Source organism: Microcoleus sp. FACHB-68 (assembly GCF_014695715.1).
In the GTDB taxonomy this organism is placed as follows: domain Bacteria; phylum Cyanobacteriota; class Cyanobacteriia; order Cyanobacteriales; family Oscillatoriaceae; genus FACHB-68.
Genome location: NZ_JACJOT010000006.1, coordinates 508,346 through 526,120, shown reverse-complemented (window position 1 = coordinate 526,120; position 17,775 = coordinate 508,346). Strand labels below are relative to the sequence as shown.

Below are 17,775 nucleotides of genomic sequence, written 5' to 3'. Positions count from 1 at the left end.
TGCCGGTAGAAATAGATTGGATTACCGTGATTGAGGACTTAGCAAGATCGTGCTGCACATCCTTCCTTTTCTATCAACTCTGCTGTTCGCCCAAACAACGCCCCCAAGCGCGATGCCTGTCCCCCCACCGGCACCGGAAACTCAAGAGGAAATCGTCAAACCCCAGGAAGTGCGCCCCTTACCGGGCCAACTTAACACCGTGCCGGTTTTCAACAGCAACAGCCCGGAAGTTGTGCAAACCGAGGGAATTTTACTCTCCACCTTTCCCCCCACTGGCAAGCAAGCGCCGGCAGCACATCTCAACTTCCCTTTCCAAGGACGCTTTGACATCTTTGCCCACCACATCGCCAAAGCCACATCACCGGAAGATTTACGCACTCTCTACTTAGGCGTCATCCTGCACAACCCAGGCACACAACCCGTAACCGTCAATGTTCTGCAAGCTGCCAGCTATCTCAGCCAGCCGGATGCCCCCTTTATCGAGTTGCCCTCATTTGTGGAAAATCCAGCCGGCACGGTCTACGCCGGCCCTGGAAGTCGGGTGATGAATGAAGTGCTGCGAGGGCAACGACAAGCCGAGTGGCCGGCTCGAATCGTTATCCCGCCTGGGGAAAGCCAGATGTTACTCAATCATCCCATCCCGGTTCGCACTCTAGAACCGCCGATTAATGGCCGATCAACGTTGATGCGCTTGCAAAGTTCTGGTCAAGTCTATGCCGCTAGCTTGGGGATGTTTGCTAAACAAAACCCTGATGGCAGTGAACGCCCGCCCAGCCGGGAAGAATGGCAGCAGCTACTGGAAACCGGCAACTTAGCTGGCCCTCGCGATAAAGTCCCCACACCTCCAGAACAAACCACCGGCCAAATTATCTATGGGCGCGTTGCCGGTGTTGCGCGAGGTTCCGCATGGAAAGCCCAACTCAGTGATGGTGCCGGCAGCCCTAATCTCACGATTCCTAAAGCCGGTGAAGCCTTTTCCTACGCCCTGAGTACGCTTTCTCGCGGCCAGATGGGCACAGGTCAAGTGCAAAGCGCCCCGATGATCGTGCGTTATCCAGACACCGCTTACAGCGCCCACGGCAATTACGGCATTGAATACAGCCTCACTTTGCCTTTATACAATCCTTCCGCTACCGCACAAACCGTCACACTCGCCTTGGAAACTCCCATCAAAGAAGAACAACTGGCTAGAGGCGGGTTGCGCTTTTTGGAACCGCCGGCCCGCCAAATCTTCTTCCGAGGGACTGTCCGCATCCGCTACAACGATGATCGCGGTTTACCCCAAACTCGCTATGTGCATCTGGTGCAGCGACGGGGACAGCAAGGGGAACCTTTAGTGCGGTTAATGCTGCCGGCAGCGAGTAGCCGGTTAGTGCGCGTCGATTTTCTTTATCCCCCCGATGCCACTCCGCCTCAAGTGCTAACGGTTAAAACGCTTGATAACTGATAGCCATTTTCTTGGGTGATGAAATCGTAGATTTTGGAAAAGAATTTTTAACCACAGATTCCGCAGGTGAAACTTGAATGTGCTGCGCTTGTCATTCAAGTTCCACCTGCGTCCACAGATAAACACAGATGAGTTAAGGGTTGGTGTCAGAGGTGGATTTGTGGATTTTTGGAGCTGGTAACGGTGTTCAAGTTAATTGATTGGATTTTTAAGAACATTCGAGGGAGGTTTATTTCTTTGAAAAGACTGGCTTAGCGAGGCGATTTCAGCGGCAGTTCAATTTGAAACGTTGAACCTTTTCCCATTATGCTGCTAACGTTGATTTCCCCCCCCGTGTGCTGCGACGATTTGCTGGACGATTGCTAAACCTAAGCCTCAACGATATGACCGGCTTGCGGCAAAGCAGCCTGAAGTGGTTCTAATTGCTTGGGGTCATCTTCTACCAGCAAAATTCTCATAAAATGACTGTGTGAAACGCCTTTTCAAGAGAATCCTCGCTTTAAAAAAACAGCATTCAGCTATTATAGGTATCATCTAGTCTGCTGGCTAACTTCACATCTTCCTTTAGAAGTATTTATATAACAATTTAAATGGTAATTTTTATATACAGTTAAAATATTTAATTTTAGTTTAATCTTTTTATTTTGAAGATAAAAAATGCCCAGCTTTCCCCTAAGATTTTTGTTGCTTCTTCCCTTTTTAGGAATAACTTTTTGGGTAGGAGGCAGAATTTTGACTGACCGAGTTTTAAACCGGCCCTACGGCACATTAGATAAGCTTCAAGCTCAATCTCAACTCCCTCCGCAACTTTCTCCCTTATTGATTAAAGCAGAAATCAAGAAAAGCCAAGGAGTTACAAAGGTTAAAGTTAAGAGTGCAAATCCTGACCTTAAAGGCTCAGTGTTTGAGGTGCCGGCTACAGAAATTAGTCAAATCGAAACTGTGATCGCGCAAAAACTGAACATTTCAGTTGAGGAAGTTAGACAACTTGTGCGCTATCAGATCGAAAACTAATATTTATCCTCATTTTAAATAGCAGAATCCCTCAGAAATATAAGCTTAAGTTTTCCGAACTATTGGATAAATAGATCGATGAAGCCGCGCAGCTTCTTCCAAAGTTTCCTCAAGGTCTGCTTCAGCTATGTTTTTAACGTAATTAATTTTAATTTCTTCCAGCAAGTCTATCAGCCAAGATTGAATTTCTTGAACATTATGAGGTTTTTGTAATTCTTCTTCCAAGGCATCTCTAAAGTTTTCAAGCAATGCGCCGGTTAATTCGGCTCCGATTGGATCTTCTAGCGCTTTTACCAAGTTGCTGTAGACTGTCTCAGATAAAGTTTTAGCCAATCGATCACTGACTTGAGCCGGCAAGTGACTCAAACCAGGCAAGTTCTGAATTTGTTGGAAAGCAGCAGTTTGATCAAGAGTCTTTTTAAGACTGTGGTGTACTAAAGCTTCAATTTCAGGCTTAATTTTTGGGAAAACCTTATAAACACTTAAATTGATTAAGCGAGTGGTAATTGCTTTCACTTCATTGGTTTGATTTACCTGAACATAAGGACGACGAGTTTCCGGATGAAATAGCCACCTTGCTAGCTCACCTCGTCGAATCGAATTTTGCAGCTGATCAATTGCCTGAATTCCCACAATTTCAGTCAATTCTTCCGCAAAATTTCCAGCAAAATCATAATTAATTTGTTCCCTCACCGGCTCTAGATTTAATAAATTACTTTGGTAGAGGCGAACCGTTACAGGAATAATTCTCAACCACCGCCAAAAAGGTAATAATAGAAATAAATCGTACCATCGCCGCAAAATCGCTTGCAGCCAAGATAATTCAGGTTTGCGACGACTCAGGGAGAACGTTCGGATTAAAAATTCTAATCCAAAAAATATTATAAAAGGTATATCGATGCTCCAAAAATTATCCTTAAATTGACCGTATTGGTTAATATCTCGATAGTAATTGGTTTCTATCAGCGGTCGAATCTGGGTGTCAAAAAAAGTTAATTCTTCCTCCCAACCGGCTGCCACAAGATATTCTTGGCTCCAGAAAGTGGCAAACGCTTCTCGCGCTGATGCGTTGCCGGTGCGTTCACGCATTTTATGTTTAATCTTTTCTAAAATGCTACTTTTATTAGCCATATCGAAAGGATTGTCTTCAATAATTTGCAGGCTGAGCATCTGCACATTTTGGAGCGAGCGAGCTACTGTTTCTGGCAAAACTTCATCCTGCCGCACTTGCTCTTCAAGCTCATTCACTTGTTTTAGATAATTTTGAGTTTCGGCATGGGGTTCAATTGTTTTAATTGGGTCGTATAACTGAACTAAACTTGGAGCAAAATCTACATAAAAATTTCGCAAATGTACATAAGTCAGATTGAAACCTACTAAAACAAAATTAATGGTGACAATCAGCGCAATCAATTTGTTTAACCAGCTATGCTGACCGGCATTTAATTTTTTGTGAGCGGGTTTAGATGCCATAGGTAATTTTTTTACTTATGAATGAGTAAATTTAGTTTAAATAATATTGAAGCACTATTTTTATTAAATTGCAAATAAATTGAAATTAAGTAAAAAGCAGGCGGCTTCCTCATTTTAACATTAGGAAGTTTGAAAGCCGCCTGAAAACAGAACTGAATAATTGTTGCATTATCTTGTTACTTTTGCATTCCCTGTACCCAACTTTCATTTATAAATTGAGCTTAGACAAGATGTGGAAAAGAATAGAATTTACAATTTCCAGAGCGATTGAGCCGAGGATGGCGCTCCAAATCCCCCAGCGCAAGCGAAATCCTGTGACTAACCAAGCGGCTAAACCAAAAATAATCGCATTAACGATTACCATAAATAACCCAAAAGTAACTAGAATAAAGGGGAACGAGAGAATGGTTAAAACGGGTCGCACTAAAGCATTTAAAATTCCAAAAACGGCGGCTGAAAATGCGGCTTTGCCAAAACTGTCAATTTCAACGCCAAGGGGCAACTTAGAAAGAATTAAAAAGCTGACCGTTGTCACTAACCAAGTAATTAGAAGCCCAACCATAATACCAACTCCTTCTATGCAGTCGTTTTGCAGCCGGCTCGTTTGGATAATTGAAACTCGGAACCAATCTCAAGCGGCCTGCTAATCCATCTGTTGTCCGATCTCACTTTCCATTCATGGCTATTATCAAATACAAATGTGAATAAAAAGTGATAGCAAGCCGCTATTTTAGATGGAATTTGTGGGCGACTACCGGCTACCGTTATAGGACACCCGATAGATCACCCCATTGGTATCATCGGTAAACATAAGCGAACCGTCTGGTGCCAAACCTAAACCAACCGGCCTGCCGAACTGCGCCATTTGATCTTCCCTCAAGAAGCCGGTGATAAAATCTTCAAACGCCACAGGTTGGCCATTCTGGAAGCGTACCCGCACAACTTTGTATCCCACCGGCGGGTTGCGATTCCACGAACCCCGCATCGTCACAAACGCATCGCCGTTATATTCCTGCGGAAACTGTGAACCCGTATAAAAAACCAGATCCAAAGGTGCACTGTGCGCTTGGTAAGTTAACACCGGCGCTTCTGTTTTCGCGCAATATTCCTCCTTCGTCATCTCTTTCGGATTTGCAGAAAGGTAGACATCAGGACGGCGATCAGCATAGCAGAATGGCCAGCCGTAATTCTGTCCCTGTTGAATGCGATTTAATTCTTCAGGCGGTTGATCATCACCCCGCCAGTCGGAACCATGATCCATTCCCCAGAGTTCGCCGGTTTCTGGATGCCAAGCAAAACCAATAGTATTTCGCAAACCGCTTGCATAAATCGTGCGCCGGCTGCCATCCATTGGTGCCTGCAATAATGTTGCGTGTTCTTTATTAGGCTCATCGCAAGCATTGCAACTACTGCCAACAGAAAGATACATCATCCCATCAGGGCCAAAACCAAGTGTGCGATTGGGATGTTGCCCCCCATCGGGCAAATCATCAATTAAAATCTGTGGTTGTCCCACCGTACCATCTTGTTGCAAATCGGCGGCATATAATTGCTTATCCGTGACAAAATAAAGCCGGTTTTGATGAATAGTAATGCCATTAACAAAAGGAAGTTTTGAGGCAACTGTAGTTTGTTTGTCTGCGCGTCCGTCACCTGTGGTGTCCTTCAATGCCAGCACATCACCCTGTTCGCGGCGCGTCACGTAAACCGTGCCATCGGAACCCACTGCGATCATGCGCGGGTTGCCCAAATCCTTCGCAAACACGCTAATTTCAAAGCCGGCAGGCATCTTAAGTTGTTGCAACAGTGATTCGCTAAACTCCAAACGTTCTGGAGTTGCCAAGTGTCCTTCCATTCGCTCTACTGCCGGTTTCTGCGGCTGTTGTGAGCCAACAGGCAACGCGATTCCCAACAGCAACAAGCTAATGAGTAACCACCGCGAGTTTCTTGTTTGTTTCACTTGTGTCCTCTGTTTGTTATAAATTAGAGCGCGGGGCGTAAGCGAGCGAACGCTTGAAAACGCTTGGCTCAGGCTAGTCCATAAAAAATTTAATTACATCTAACCAATGGGATAAAACTTGTCTTGAATGTAATCTGATAACTATTCCATTAGTTAGATATAAGAGTCCCCCGGATATGGAAAAATACTTTATTTTGAATAGCTTGGTAATTACGTCAACAATTCTTAGCAATGCTCTAGCCGGTTCCACTTCGGCAATGGCGGCTGAAATTGAGAAAGTCAGTGTACTTAAGAAAATTCAAACGATTAAAACCCTCACAACAGAGCGTGAAGTTACAGAGCTTTTTTCAAACAACGAGCTAGAAAACTTAATTCCAAGCGATCAAACGCCGGCAATTTTAGAAGATAGCGTCTTAAACGATCCGATTCCCTTAGTTTCCGAACTCTCTGATGTACAGCCGGCAGATTGGGCGTTACAGGCTTTGCAATCTTTGGTTGAACGCTATGGTTGCATCGCTGGGTTTCCTGACAATACCTACCGAGGGGATCAAATTCTTAGGCGTTACGAATTCGCGGCGGGATTGAATGATTGTTTAAATACACTTAGCGAATCTTTGAGAAATTCTATTGTAGAAGTCTCTCCCGAAGACCTTGCTAAAATTGAACGATTACAACAAGATTTTACCGCTGAGTTAACCGCCTTGGGAGGGCGAATTGAAAGTTTAGAAAATCGCCTAGCTGAATTAGAAGCTAATCAATTTTCTACCACAATGGTCTTAAATACTTCAGTAGTGGTTGTTGCCAGCGACGTAACGGGAGACACTGCTGATGGGGATGCCGGCACGACAATTGAATCCAATTTAGCACTCAACTACCGTACTCGATTAAATTTTATTACCAGCTTCACCGGCAAAGATCGCTTACTCGTTCGGCTTCAATCTTCTAACCGCGTTCCAAATTTCAATGGAAGCACCGGCACCAACATGACGCGCCAATCCTTTGAAGTGGGAAATACCGATAACAATCTCACCGTTAACTTACTAGAATATCGCGTTCCTGTTGGTGATCGTCTCAACTTTTATCTTTATGGCAACGCCGCCTCTCACCATTACTACACCACAGTTGTTAACCCCTATTTTGCCAGTTTTGGCGGTGCGAAAGGTTCCCCCTCCCGCTTTTCAGAACGCAATCCGATTTACCGAATAGGAGATATCACCGGCGGCGGAATGGCAGCGGTTTATCGGTTTAATCAATTTGTTCGGTTTGATTTAGGTTATTTGGCTAACGATGCTAACGTTCCTAATGCTAAACAAGGATTATTTAACGGCACCTACAGCGCTTTAGCTCAACTTTCCTTCAAACCGGCTTCTAATTTAGAATTTGGCTTAACCTACGTTCGCAACTATTCCCCTGCCGGCAACTTATCTCACCGCACCGGCAGCACATTTTCTAATATTCCTTTCGGGGCCGGTGTTCCTTTAACTTCTAATTCTTATGGCGTTGCAGGCTTGTGGAGAATGAATCCCCAACTATCTCTCAGTGGGTGGATTGGATATACAGACGCTCACCGAGCTGATGGAATTAACGGTGAAGCTAATATGATTAATTATGCCATAAATCTCGCTTTTCCCGACTTTTTAAAAGTGGGAGCAGTTGGGGGATTAGGATTTGGGATGCCGCCTAAAGTTACCCGCAACACAGTAACCGAACGGGAAGATCCGGGAACGGGATTTCATTTAGAAGCATTTTATCAGTATCCTCTCACGGATAATCTTACAGTTATCCCAGGAATTATTTATCTGATCAATCCTGAGCATAATCAGACAAACGGCGATATTTTTATCGGAACGATTAGAACAATATTTAACTTTTAAATAATCGCTTTCAATCGTTCCGAATTTAGGCGCTAAATCTGATGGTAGTTTAAGTCAAAATTAATTTATTATCTGAGTAAATCTGCGGGTGAAAATTGCGAGCGCATAAATAACTGCGTCATATAATAAGTGTTGCCTTCGCGCCAAACTCCGACACCCGTTTCAGTGTATTCAGGACGCAAAAGATTCTCCCGATGTCCCGGACTTTCCATCCAGCCTTTTATAGCATACGGCACAGGTTTAGAAGCATTGGTAATTTTAAAGAGATTTTCGCCCACTACCCAATAAAAAATACCGGCAGAACTCACACGCTTAGCCGGCGTTGTGCCATCAGGACTAACGTGAGCAAAAAAGTTTTCCTTGGCCATTTTCCGGCTATATTGACGAGCAACTTCTGCCAGCTTTTCCTGATTTTCCAAAGGCTTTAAACCTTGTTTTTCGCGGACTGCATTAATTTCCTGGCGCACTTGCGTTTCCATTTCATCAGTGCTGTCAGACTGAGGCGCGAGCGGAGGTGTTTGCGGTTTGTTTGCCGGCACCCTCCATTCTTCTGGTAATGCCGGCAACAATTCTGTAACCGACTCGCATCCCACCAAGGTGAAAGCCAGTAATGCCAGGAGCACCGACAGCTTTTGTCTTTGAACGGTTGCAAGTTGCTGGGATTTTCGAGCCGGTGAAATTTGCATTCTTATTTTTCTAACTTAACGAGAGAACCTGTATTGTCGGTGCGATAAACCAAGCTTTTCTCTCTTCCTTGTACTGTGACTTTCCATCCGGAGACCACTATCTGAGGACAGAAAGTTTCCGGCTCTGCAAGTCCTAAACATCCATCAGGCCAGCTCTGCTGTTGTGAGCCGGCAATTTTAAGCTGCTCACGCGGTAACTTTGACCGACTAGAGGCATCTTGTAAAACGGCCTCAGCAACAGGATTCGGTAAAGTGCGATTGCTGGGTGTTTGTGGCGTGGCAGTCGGAACGGTTGTGCGATCTGCTAAATTGTCTTGTTCCGGCGTTACAGCGGCACAGGCGACGACAAAAAACATTAAAATGCCGGTTAACACTAGGCGGGTTAAAATCGTTTTCTGCAGAGTTTTTAGAAAGTGTTTCACAGTTATCCCTCTACACGTTTAAAATCTAAATGAACAAAGCCTGCTATTGTCTATCAACAAACGAATTCATATCGCAGCTTAATAACTGCCGGCATAAGCAATGGTGCTAAGCAGAGCATTCTCAGCTTGGCGCGAGTCGAGACGGGTGTGCTGCACGACAATGGGCACGTCTGATTCAATAATGCAAGCATAATCTGTATCGCGGGGGATTGGTTCGGGATCGCTGAGATCGTTAAAGCGCAAATGCAGCGTGCGCCGTGCGGGAACCGTTACTTTATAAGGGCCAGTCGGCTCTTTATCGCTAAAGAAAATCCGAATCTCAACCTGAGCATCCCTATCTGAAGAATTCAGAAAACAGGCCGTTTCATGACTGGTAAAATCGGGTTCTGTGCCGTTACTGGAGCCGGGAATATAACCTTCAGCGATTGCCCAATAGGTGTGTCCAATTAACTGCGTCATTCACTTTCTCCTGATGCGCTTGCCTGAAAGGTTTCTATTTTTAGTATGACTAAAAAATGTGAATCAAAAGTGACAGAATTGGAGGAACTGCTGAGCAGCGGGTGGGAAAATCGGCTTGCCGCAGTTATTTGGGGTGCAAACTTGAACAAAATGAAGAAGGGCTGTTAAAAAATACCTGAAATAAGGGTTCGCAATTTTTATAAAAGCTGTTAATTTAACCAACCTCACAATGGCTGTCATTTTTTATTCACAATTGCTTCCTATAATAACAGCAATTACAAACTATTTCAATTCGGCAATCATTGGCTAGGTCATTCTAAAGATCAGTTGTGCAGCCATCAAGAATGCGTGGAGAGAACCCGATGACCGCAACACAGAAAAATTAATCAGAAACCGAACGATGGCATCATCTATCGATGCAAGACGTGCTCAAGCATTTAGGCAGTGATTTAGAAAAGGGTTTGACTTCAGATGAAGTGGCTAAACGCCAAGAGCGTTTTGGATCTAACGAACTTAAAAGTAAGCCAGGAAAACCTGCAATCTTGCGATTTTTCCTGCAATTTCATCAACCACTGCTCTACGTTTTGCTGGTTGCCGGTGCGATTAAAGCCTTGCTAGGAGAATGGGTGAATGCTTGGGTAATTTGGGGTGTAACGCTGATTAACGCCATTATTGGGTTTGTGCAGGAATCAAAAGCGGAAAGTGCGCTTGCAGCTTTGGCGTCTTCAATACAAACTGATGCAACTGTTATACGCGACGGGCAAAAAGTTCAAGTTTCTTCTACTGAATTAGTACCCGGTGACTTAGTGTTGCTCGCTTCTGGCGATAAAGTGCCGGCGGATCTACGACTCGTACAATCGCGCACTTTGCAAGTCAATGAATCTGCTCTCACCGGCGAATCGGTTGCCGTTGAAAAACTCGCTCAGCAAACCGATGAAGCGCCTGTTTTAGCACCCGATACTCCGCTGGCAGAACGAACAAATATGACCTATGCCGGCAGCTTTGTCACATTTGGATAGGGACGGGGGGTTGTTGTTGCGATTGCAGAGAATACTGAAACCGGACGCATCTCGAAATTAATGGCTCAAGGGCCGAATTTGGCAACTCCATTAACTCGAAAATTTGATAAATTTAGCCGCAATTTGCTCTACATCATTTTGGGTGTTGCTACTTTAACATTTGCGGTGCGAGTGGAAAACCGATTCCTGTAGATAAAGAAACTCTGCATCAGAAAGCGGATGAAATTGCGGCACAGGGATTACGGGTGTTGGCATTTGCGAAAAAGCCGGTGCAACCCGATGTTAATTTCCTAGAGCGAGAAGATATTGAAGAAGGTCTAATTTTTATCGGATTGCAAGGCATGATCGATCCGCCTCGTTCCGAAGCAATAAAAGCCGTTGCCGCCTGCCAAGCAGCGGGCATTCAAGTGAAGATGATTACCGGCGATCATGCAGTAACAGCCGCTGCCATTGCTTCTCGGATGAAATTAAAAAATGAGGGAGAAATTCGGGCGTTTACAGGGCAGGAAATCGCCCAAATGAGCAAACAAGAACTAGCCAATGCTGTCGAGGATGGGGCTGTATTTGCGCGGGTTGCGCCGGAACAAAAATTACGTTTGGTTGAGGCATTGCAGTCAAAAGGTGAAATTGTGGCGATGGCTGGAGATGGCGTCAACGATGCGCCGGCACTCAATCAAGCAGATATCGGCATTGCAGTGGGGTCTAATGAATAATCTCTTTGCAACGGCTCCTTTAAACTTAAATCAATGGCTGATTTGCTTGCTTGTCAGTCTGCCGGTGATTCCCGTCGCGGCTTTTGCTAATCGCTTCGATCCGCTAAATTGATGCCTCACCCAAAAATCTTGCAGATGAAACTGAAGCAACCTTAAAAAACAATTATCTGTTCGGGTAAAACTAACATTATCCTCCCCTTCCCACAAAACTTTATTCTTAGGGTGCGTGAGGCACACACCCGACTGAAAATCTGACCATTGCTCTCTCGCTCAGCCACTCAAAAATCACAATATTCCAAGCGATGTCACTTTTTATTCACTTTTATGTATCACACTGAGTACAGAACACAGAGGAGCGGATCATGTCTGCTTGAAAAGGCCGATTTTAAAAGGCCGAGTTCTAAAGTTTGCAGGAAAGAATTCTTTCACAGAATTTTGAAGGAATTCTTCCTGTTTCCTTCAAAGTTTTAATCAATTTTAAAATTTTTAAGAAGAAAATGTTCATTTAGCAAAAAAGGAGAACCTGTGAAGTTTGTATATTTCAAGCACCTGCCGATTTTAGTGAGTCTTATGACTTTTGCACTGATTGGGATGAGGGTGTCGGCGCAAGCTGAATCGGCTGATTTAGTTGGGGGTAATATTCCTAACCAAACTAAATTCAAAATCAACTCTGTTGAGCCAGAAATTCTGGTAATTGCAGATCCAATTTTCTCTCAGAAGCAGGCGGTTCTATTACCTGAATCTTCCGAACCTGAATCCTCAACAAATCTCTCTAACACAACAGCCACTTAAGTCGCTCAAACCGGCGTCAATATCGGTTTTATTCATGAAACTGAAGTCGGGCTGTTACTCGGAGTTGGTTACACGTTTAGTGGATTTTAACGCCAATTGCCCACAATTCTTTGTTTCAAAATGCCAAAACTTATGACTGAAAGGGTGAGGAAAGTCAGGTGAGCAAACGTGCAAATTATGGCTTAAAAGATCAAGGCTTTGGCTCAAAGCGTGCGACTGCGCCAAAAGCTTCTCTAGCTTTTAAAGATGCAAATGATTTTTGTCCTGCTCTCCTATGGCAGCTGGAATGAAGCCGTTTACATTTCCGCAGAGTTACACGATCTCAACCGTAATATGGTGCGCTCGCTTATATGGGATCATGGCATCATCACCGCAATTTACGTGCTGATCAACCTCGCCTATCTTCAAGTCCCAAGCCTTGAAGATAGGCGGCTTCTGAAGCCGTAGCAGCCGATGTGATGCGCCGCGCTTTTGGCGAAGCGGGTGCCTGGTTTATCAGCTTACTGATCGCGATTTCCACTTTAGGCGCAATCAATGCCACAATTTTCACCGGCGCACGTACCAACTACGCTTTAGGGCGAGACTTTCCCTTGTTTGGCTTCCTCGGACGCTGGCAGGATCGCCGTAACACCCCGTCTCACGCTTTGCTGCTATAAGGTGCCCTTGCCCTCGCCCTAATATTGCTGGGCACTCTGACGCGCAAAGGCTTTGAAACGATGGTGGACTATACTGCCCCCGTGTTCTGGTTGTTTTTTCTGCTCACGGGGGTATCGTTATTTGTGTTGAGGTTGCGAGAACCGGCACTCTCCCGCCCCTTTCGAGTTCCCTTTTATCCTCTAACACCGGCACTGTTTTGCCTCATTTGCGGGTATTTGCTCTACTCCAGCCTTGCCTACACCGGCATTGGGGCACTTCTGGGAATGGGCGTTGTGGCTGCCGGTGCGTTAATACTGCTGTGGAATGATCACAGCACTTGATTTAGCAAATTGTGCGATTCAATAACCAAATGTTAATCATTCAAACGGAGAAACTTACAATGCAGATGAAACCCTTCGCAAAATTGCTCGTTGCCTGTGTGAGTCTGGGAGGCTTAATTCTGGCAGGATGCAACCAGCAACGCCAGTTCGATCCGCAAGCAACAAAAACCCCGTCTGAAGTTCAAACAACAACCACAACCACAACAACGCAAACACCGGCAACGACAACGACACCGGCAACGCAAACTCAAGCTCAAACTCGCACCCCTGATGTGCCTTTTGTGCCAACCCCCCAGAATGTAGTAGACGAAATGCTGCAACTCGGTCAGGTCAAAGGGGATGATGTGCTTTACGATCTCGGCAGTGGCGATGGGCGCATCGTGATTACCGCCGCACAAAAATTCGGCACTCGCGGCACCGGCTTTGATATTAACCCCAAACTGGTGCAGCAAAGTAAAGAAAACGCCAAGACAGCCGGTGTCAGTGATCGGGTGCAATTTGTAGAAAAGGATCTATTTACCACCGATCTCAGCAAGGCAACCGTCGTCACCCTCTACCTGCTTCCGGATGTCAATTTAAGGCTGCGCCCCAAATTACTCTCGGAACTCAAACCAGGAACTCGCATCGTCTCACACAACTATGATATGGGTGAGTGGAAACCGGAGCGTGTGGTACAGGTAGAAAGTCCCACAGGGCAACACACCCTTTACACCTGGGTTGTACCGGAAACTGTACCGGAAAACTTGCGATAAAGTAAGTTAATTGCTTGGGGGCGTGTTGCTTTGCACCCCCCAAGTGTGATGAGAATTGCTGAATGCTGGATAATTAACTAACAAACATAAAATTCTTTGCTGTTAGAGTTAAATTTGCTCGTGCGCCTAAAGTTCTCTAGTCGGGAGCCTCTCACTTTTGCAAAGGCACCAAAAAAGGGTAAACATGACAAAGCTAGTAAAAGCCTAATTCCGCTGAGGTTATGTGGAAAGAACGCACTCTGAAGCCAGGAGTCGGACAAAGGGAAAAGTACGAAACAGATGTGTTAGGACGGTGAGCGCTATCGTGAAGTTCATTGGAAGAGGTTTAGTCATAAAGAAAAGCAAGTGGCTTTCAGGGGCAATCGCCATAATTGCCAGCACACCCGCCAAAGCTTCTACCTTGTGTCAAACCAAAAATTCGTTGCAGTACAAAGGACTAATTTTCAGACTTTGAAGGAAATGGCGGGAGATTATGAGTAATGAAGGGGTGGAAAATTTAGCCTTGGCTGGTTGCGGTGGAACCTTATGAGGGTAGAGTTTGAGTCATTGGGAGCAATTTCAGCGTACGCATGACTTAACGCCCAGTGGATTCAAGAAGTGGCCGGGATCGGGAGGGGCGATCACTGGTTGAGAGAAGTTATATCATATTAATCGGCACAGTCTGCTTAATTTTATTGGAAATAGGGGTATAAATATCAACTTCTACTTCATCTACAACTCGAATCGAAACAATTAGAGCATATCTCGCAGTTTTATTCCATCCTTCCCACCTGGAATTATATCTCCACCAACCACTAACAGGATATATACCAATAGAATCTTTCTGAGCCAAATCAGCCGCCGTACCCTGCCAAATATCAGAATGAATTGAGCCGCGAGTCCATGTTTTTGGGCCTAGAAACCACCCACTGTCACCAGTTACAGTAGATGTTACGTTTTCTTGAGTTTCTCTCGCTTCCTTATTAATCCGTTGTCTAAAAGCAGCCAAAGTCTCTGTAGAACGCTTAACAGCAAGCCTCAAACCATAAGAGGCGTAAGAATGTTTATTTTGCCATCCTCGTTCTCCAGGGTTTGGTTCAATAAAATATGAAAGTGTTATCCGCATTTCTACTTTTGCTTCACGCAACTTTTCTAGCTCTTGTGTTGGCCAGGGGAGTATGTGAAGGTTCATTTCTTTTGTTTTTACCTGACCATCATCTTTGTGAAAAGGCTGCAACTGATCTTCACAAATCATTGTCAAATCATTTTTGCTACTTAAAATTGCCCTCTCCAGATTGGGAACACCATAACCGTATCGACGCAATAATATAGCTACTTTTTTACTTTGCGAAGGGTTTCTAGGTAAATTATTAAGCATTGCAGGAGTCCATTCTGCGGAGTGGACTATTAATGCACGAACTGTTTCTGGCCAGTATTCGGGGTGTTTAGCCCAAATGCCTGCTGCCATATAGCTACACAAAGCTGTTGCCGCGCTAGTATCTCCAAAAAGGTTAAATTGCCTTACATTTGGTTGATAATAAGTTGTCAGCAGTCGTAAGTCATCAATATCCATGCCAGGTGAATCAGTATCATCAGTTGCTAGGTTGCCCCCCTCAAAAGTCACATCTGGTCGGATAGGCCACTTATCAGTCCATAAAAGAGAAGTTCTACTTCGAGGTGAAAGGTCGCCAGCAGGGGCAATAGTTTGCCATTTAGCATACCTTGGATCAACTATATTGACTTTATTGGTATAAGCACCCACAACAAGTGCATTCCACGCTTGCGAGGGATTTTCTGCTGGGTTCAAATCATTTCGATCAGGATACTCACTAAGCATGATATCCCCTCGGATATTGCCAACCGGAATAACCATTAATTGTTGAAATTCAAAGCAGGTTTGATCTACTGCTGCTGACCAAGAAGAAGGAATTCCTGTAGTATTATTGTGGCCTGTATCATTGTGGAGTTCACTCGTGACAGGCATACAAATAACCCGCTGGCGATTGGGGTTACGAACTACTGCACGAGAAACAGCTTCCTTCGTAATTGCTCCATAAAGCTTAGGGTCGTTTTCTCCTTGGGCTGGAAGTATTTTGACGGATTCCAACCGATGGGTAAGATATACTTTGCTTGATGTTGCTAGTGCATTGTAAAGGTTGCCATACAGGGCTATACCAGCCATGTGAGTACCATGACCGCGCTGAGTGTCTTCGACTCCCCAGTTTGGATCGCAAGTCAACAAATCTTCAGAAGCAAGAGCTGGCTTAATTAGAGGATGCTCCCGTGTAACACCACCATCTAATAAACAAACAGCTAAATTAGTATTAGATGCTACTATAATGCGATTCGCAAGTTCTTCCACCCAACTAACCTGTTCTTGCATATCCATCTCAAAGAACATAGAGGGTGAATCTTTAGCAAGGCGAAGTTCTGCTATCAAACCCTTATTCTTAATAATTCGTGATAAATCTGTTACAGATGCTAATGTCAAAACTACTTCTCTCTCAGGAAAAATAATTGAGTTTTCTGTTATTCTAATATCAAACAGTTCTGCTATTTGGTGGAAAGATTCACGGCAACCATGACGTAACCACACTTCCCACCACACTTCCTGGGATTCCGAGGGAAATAATGTAAGATTATCTGTGAATAGCCCACGCACTGTACCTAAGCTAATATCCTCCAAGCTTGTGATTAAAGGCTCATTTTTGGGATTGCCATTATCAGTTTCTTCATCCCGATAAGCTTCGATTTTTGAAGTAAAAAACCCCGCTGCTTTGTCTGGTACAAATACAGTAGCCAATATGGTTTCGTCATTATTCTCAGATGAGCGGACAGTAAGTAACTCAATTTTCTTACGCTTATCTTCTAATTTTTCAACTGCTTCTATTTCACTTTTTTGTAGCTGGAACTCTAAATAAAACCCAGATTCTCCAAATGCAATTTCTGGCTCGCGCAATGATTTTTGTTGCTGATAATCTTCAAAAACTTTCTCAAAAGCTTTTAGCAAAGTTTCAGCGTGTTCTATACGATTACGCAGGGGGACGGATTTTTGACTTCCTCCTCTCGTAGGAGATGAGTAATTTTGGCTATCACCTTTTATAACAAGGTAAAAATTAGGGAGATTTCTTTTGTAGTCAGGCATTAGATTGAGAGATTAATTAAAAAAAATATTGAAATTATATCGCACTTACTTAAAAGTCATGCTTTTTCGTTCAAGAATCGCAGAAACTATATTTTCTTCAGATATTGAATCCCGATCAGAAATCACGGCTACTTTAGCAGCTTCATCTGCCGCTCGAACTAACTCTGCTTGGCTTAGTCCATCAGCAGCCTCGATAATATGTTGCCAATTTTGCCATTCAATATTAAAGAGTGATAAACGGGCTAATAGCAACTTACGAACAACTTCTTGATTTGGCAACTCGTATTCAATAACATCATCAAAACGTCGAAAAAGAGCTTTGTCTAATAGATCAGGATGATTAGTTGCCGCAATGATTAGACTTTGGCTATCATCATTCTCCAAAAACTGCAAGCAGGAATTTAAAACTCGACGAATCTCTCCAACATCATTAACCGCAGCTCGTTGCGAACCAATGACATCAAACTCGTCAAAAAAATAAACACCTCGTGTTACCGTCATTGCATCAAATATCAGTTTTAGTTGATTAGCCGTATCACCCATATATTTCGTAATTAACCCAGTGTAAGCAACAGTAAAAAGAGGGAGTTTCAGTTCTCCAGCCAGAGCAGCGGCGGTCATCGACTTCCCCGATCCTGGTGGCCCAACTAAAAGTATTTTACGACGAGGCTTGAGATTATACTCAGCTAAACGATGCTGCTTAGCTTGTTCTATAATAATACGTTCTAATCTTTTTTTTAACGAGATAGGAAGAACCATGTCAATAAATCTGGTTTCTGAATAGCAAACTGACACAAGGTTTACTAATTCTCCCTTGGGCTGGACGAGCGGCGTGGGTGAAGCTTTATGTTCAATCACAGATTTACGCTCTTTTGCTTTATCAATAAGACTTTGGATTTCTTGTGCAACTTTGGTGTGTCCCTGCCGTGCTTCATGTGCAGCCATCTGTAGAGCCACAGAAAAAAATTGTTGCTCCTCATTTTCGAGGTAACTCTTTAAGAGTGCAATAACATGACGTGCTGTAGACATAAGACGTTTAATCTGGACAAATATCCCAGGCTTT

General features: G+C 44.2%; 16 protein-coding genes and 2 pseudogenes. 9 read left to right on the top strand and 9 right to left on the bottom strand.

Going from position 1 to position 17,775, the window contains the following annotated elements:
* Positions 1 to 112 precede the first annotated feature (112 nt).
* Positions 113 to 1,447: a DUF3370 domain-containing protein gene (locus H6F73_RS06730; RefSeq protein WP_190758351.1), complete on the top strand. Its 1,335-nt coding sequence runs from the start codon at positions 113 to 115 to the stop codon at positions 1,445 to 1,447.
* Positions 1,448 to 1,821: 374 nt separating this feature from the next.
* Here the strand turns inward: H6F73_RS06730 and H6F73_RS06725 are convergent.
* Positions 1,822 to 1,905, bottom strand: a pseudogene (locus tag H6F73_RS06725) (DNA-binding response regulator); the annotation flags it as partial.
* A gap of 274 nt (positions 1,906 to 2,179) precedes the next feature.
* On the opposite strand from H6F73_RS06725, the gene H6F73_RS06720 reads away from it, so the two are divergent.
* Entirely contained in the window at positions 2,180 to 2,461 is a 282-nt protein-coding gene (locus H6F73_RS06720) for a hypothetical protein (RefSeq protein ID WP_242072355.1), read from the top strand.
* Positions 2,462 to 2,506: 45 nt separating this feature from the next.
* Here H6F73_RS06720 and H6F73_RS06715 read toward each other — a convergent pair whose 3' ends face one another.
* The 3 genes from H6F73_RS06715 to H6F73_RS06705 all read right to left on the bottom strand — a co-directional run bounded on the left by H6F73_RS06715 (position 2,507) and on the right by H6F73_RS06705 (position 5,894).
* Entirely contained in the window at positions 2,507 to 3,934 is a 1,428-nt protein-coding gene (locus tag H6F73_RS06715; protein WP_190757997.1) for a hypothetical protein, read from the bottom strand.
* A 208-nt stretch (positions 3,935 to 4,142) separates the two neighbouring features.
* Positions 4,143 to 4,496 carry a phage holin family protein gene (locus tag H6F73_RS06710; RefSeq protein WP_190757996.1) on the bottom strand — a complete coding sequence of 118 codons (354 nt, stop codon included), beginning with the start codon at positions 4,494 to 4,496 and terminating at the stop codon, positions 4,143 to 4,145.
* Positions 4,497 to 4,685: 189 nt separating this feature from the next.
* Positions 4,686 to 5,894, bottom strand: coding sequence for a sorbosone dehydrogenase family protein (locus H6F73_RS06705; protein WP_347239483.1), 1,209 nt, complete (start codon positions 5,892 to 5,894; stop codon positions 4,686 to 4,688).
* Positions 5,895 to 6,070: 176 nt separating this feature from the next.
* Between H6F73_RS06705 and H6F73_RS06700 the strand changes: the two genes are divergently transcribed.
* The gene (locus H6F73_RS06700; RefSeq protein ID WP_190757995.1) at positions 6,071 to 7,768 is read left to right on the top strand and encodes an iron uptake porin; all 1,698 of its coding nucleotides are present in this window, start codon (positions 6,071 to 6,073) and stop codon (positions 7,766 to 7,768) included.
* 68 nt (positions 7,769 to 7,836) lie between these two features.
* Here H6F73_RS06700 and H6F73_RS06695 read toward each other — a convergent pair whose 3' ends face one another.
* From H6F73_RS06695 to H6F73_RS06685, 3 genes are all read right to left on the bottom strand, one after another.
* The gene (locus tag H6F73_RS06695; protein ID WP_190757994.1) at positions 7,837 to 8,454 is read right to left on the bottom strand and encodes a CAP domain-containing protein; all 618 of its coding nucleotides are present in this window, start codon (positions 8,452 to 8,454) and stop codon (positions 7,837 to 7,839) included.
* A gap of 2 nt (positions 8,455 to 8,456) precedes the next feature.
* Positions 8,457 to 8,876: a hypothetical protein gene (locus tag H6F73_RS06690; RefSeq protein ID WP_190757993.1), complete on the bottom strand. Its 420-nt coding sequence runs from the start codon at positions 8,874 to 8,876 to the stop codon at positions 8,457 to 8,459.
* A 78-nt stretch (positions 8,877 to 8,954) separates the two neighbouring features.
* A complete protein-coding gene (locus H6F73_RS06685; protein ID WP_190757992.1) occupies positions 8,955 to 9,335 on the bottom strand; it encodes a sensory rhodopsin transducer in 381 nt (126 codons plus the stop codon).
* A gap of 416 nt (positions 9,336 to 9,751) precedes the next feature.
* On the opposite strand from H6F73_RS06685, the pseudogene H6F73_RS26910 reads away from it, so the two are divergent.
* The 6 genes and pseudogenes from H6F73_RS26910 to H6F73_RS06655 all read left to right on the top strand — a co-directional run.
* A pseudogene (locus H6F73_RS26910) lies at positions 9,752 to 11,055 on the top strand (HAD-IC family P-type ATPase); the annotation flags it as partial.
* A 582-nt stretch (positions 11,056 to 11,637) separates the two neighbouring features.
* Entirely contained in the window at positions 11,638 to 11,859 is a 222-nt protein-coding gene (locus H6F73_RS06665; RefSeq protein WP_190757990.1) for a hypothetical protein, read from the top strand.
* Positions 11,860 to 12,111: 252 nt separating this feature from the next.
* The gene (locus tag H6F73_RS26415; RefSeq protein ID WP_242072354.1) at positions 12,112 to 12,306 is read left to right on the top strand and encodes a hypothetical protein; all 195 of its coding nucleotides are present in this window, start codon (positions 12,112 to 12,114) and stop codon (positions 12,304 to 12,306) included.
* 11 nt (positions 12,307 to 12,317) lie between these two features.
* Complete coding sequence (locus H6F73_RS26410; protein ID WP_242072353.1) at positions 12,318 to 12,515, top strand: amino acid permease; 198 nt, start codon at positions 12,318 to 12,320, stop codon at positions 12,513 to 12,515.
* Between the two features lie 60 nt (positions 12,516 to 12,575).
* Positions 12,576 to 12,836, top strand: coding sequence for a hypothetical protein (locus H6F73_RS26405; protein WP_242072352.1), 261 nt, complete (start codon positions 12,576 to 12,578; stop codon positions 12,834 to 12,836).
* Between the two features lie 65 nt (positions 12,837 to 12,901).
* Positions 12,902 to 13,588: a class I SAM-dependent methyltransferase gene (locus H6F73_RS06655; RefSeq protein ID WP_277882587.1), complete on the top strand. Its 687-nt coding sequence runs from the start codon at positions 12,902 to 12,904 to the stop codon at positions 13,586 to 13,588.
* A gap of 637 nt (positions 13,589 to 14,225) precedes the next feature.
* On the opposite strand, the gene H6F73_RS06650 is transcribed toward H6F73_RS06655, so the two are convergent.
* Together H6F73_RS06650 and H6F73_RS06645 are read right to left on the bottom strand one after the other, a co-directional pair.
* The gene (locus H6F73_RS06650; protein ID WP_190757989.1) at positions 14,226 to 16,712 is read right to left on the bottom strand and encodes a S8 family peptidase; all 2,487 of its coding nucleotides are present in this window, start codon (positions 16,710 to 16,712) and stop codon (positions 14,226 to 14,228) included.
* 45 nt (positions 16,713 to 16,757) lie between these two features.
* On the bottom strand, positions 16,758 to 17,741 hold the full coding sequence (locus H6F73_RS06645; RefSeq protein WP_190757988.1) for an ATP-binding protein: 984 nt from the start codon (positions 17,739 to 17,741) through the stop codon (positions 16,758 to 16,760).
* Positions 17,742 to 17,775 lie beyond the last annotated feature (34 nt).

Excerpts from the sequence above, each read along its gene's own strand:
- H6F73_RS06730 (WP_190758351.1), top strand. The coding sequence starts at position 113 with ATGCCTGTCCCCCCACCGGCACCGGAAACTCAAGAGGAAATCGTCAAA.
- H6F73_RS06715 (WP_190757997.1), bottom strand. The coding sequence starts at position 3,934 with ATGGCATCTAAACCCGCTCACAAAAAATTAAATGCCGGTCAGCATAGC.
- H6F73_RS06710 (WP_190757996.1), bottom strand. The coding sequence starts at position 4,496 with ATGGTTGGGCTTCTAATTACTTGGTTAGTGACAACGGTCAGCTTTTTA.
- H6F73_RS06700 (WP_190757995.1), top strand. The coding sequence starts at position 6,071 with ATGGAAAAATACTTTATTTTGAATAGCTTGGTAATTACGTCAACAATT.
- H6F73_RS06695 (WP_190757994.1), bottom strand. The coding sequence starts at position 8,454 with ATGCAAATTTCACCGGCTCGAAAATCCCAGCAACTTGCAACCGTTCAA.
- H6F73_RS06685 (WP_190757992.1), bottom strand. The coding sequence starts at position 9,335 with ATGACGCAGTTAATTGGACACACCTATTGGGCAATCGCTGAAGGTTAT.
- H6F73_RS06665 (WP_190757990.1), top strand. The coding sequence starts at position 11,638 with ATGACTTTTGCACTGATTGGGATGAGGGTGTCGGCGCAAGCTGAATCG.
- H6F73_RS26415 (WP_242072354.1), top strand. The coding sequence starts at position 12,112 with ATGATTTTTGTCCTGCTCTCCTATGGCAGCTGGAATGAAGCCGTTTAC.
- H6F73_RS26410 (WP_242072353.1), top strand. The coding sequence starts at position 12,318 with ATGCGCCGCGCTTTTGGCGAAGCGGGTGCCTGGTTTATCAGCTTACTG.
- H6F73_RS26405 (WP_242072352.1), top strand. The coding sequence starts at position 12,576 with ATGGTGGACTATACTGCCCCCGTGTTCTGGTTGTTTTTTCTGCTCACG.
- H6F73_RS06655 (WP_277882587.1), top strand. The coding sequence starts at position 12,902 with ATGAAACCCTTCGCAAAATTGCTCGTTGCCTGTGTGAGTCTGGGAGGC.
- H6F73_RS06650 (WP_190757989.1), bottom strand. The coding sequence starts at position 16,712 with ATGCCTGACTACAAAAGAAATCTCCCTAATTTTTACCTTGTTATAAAA.
- H6F73_RS06645 (WP_190757988.1), bottom strand. The coding sequence starts at position 17,741 with ATGTCTACAGCACGTCATGTTATTGCACTCTTAAAGAGTTACCTCGAA.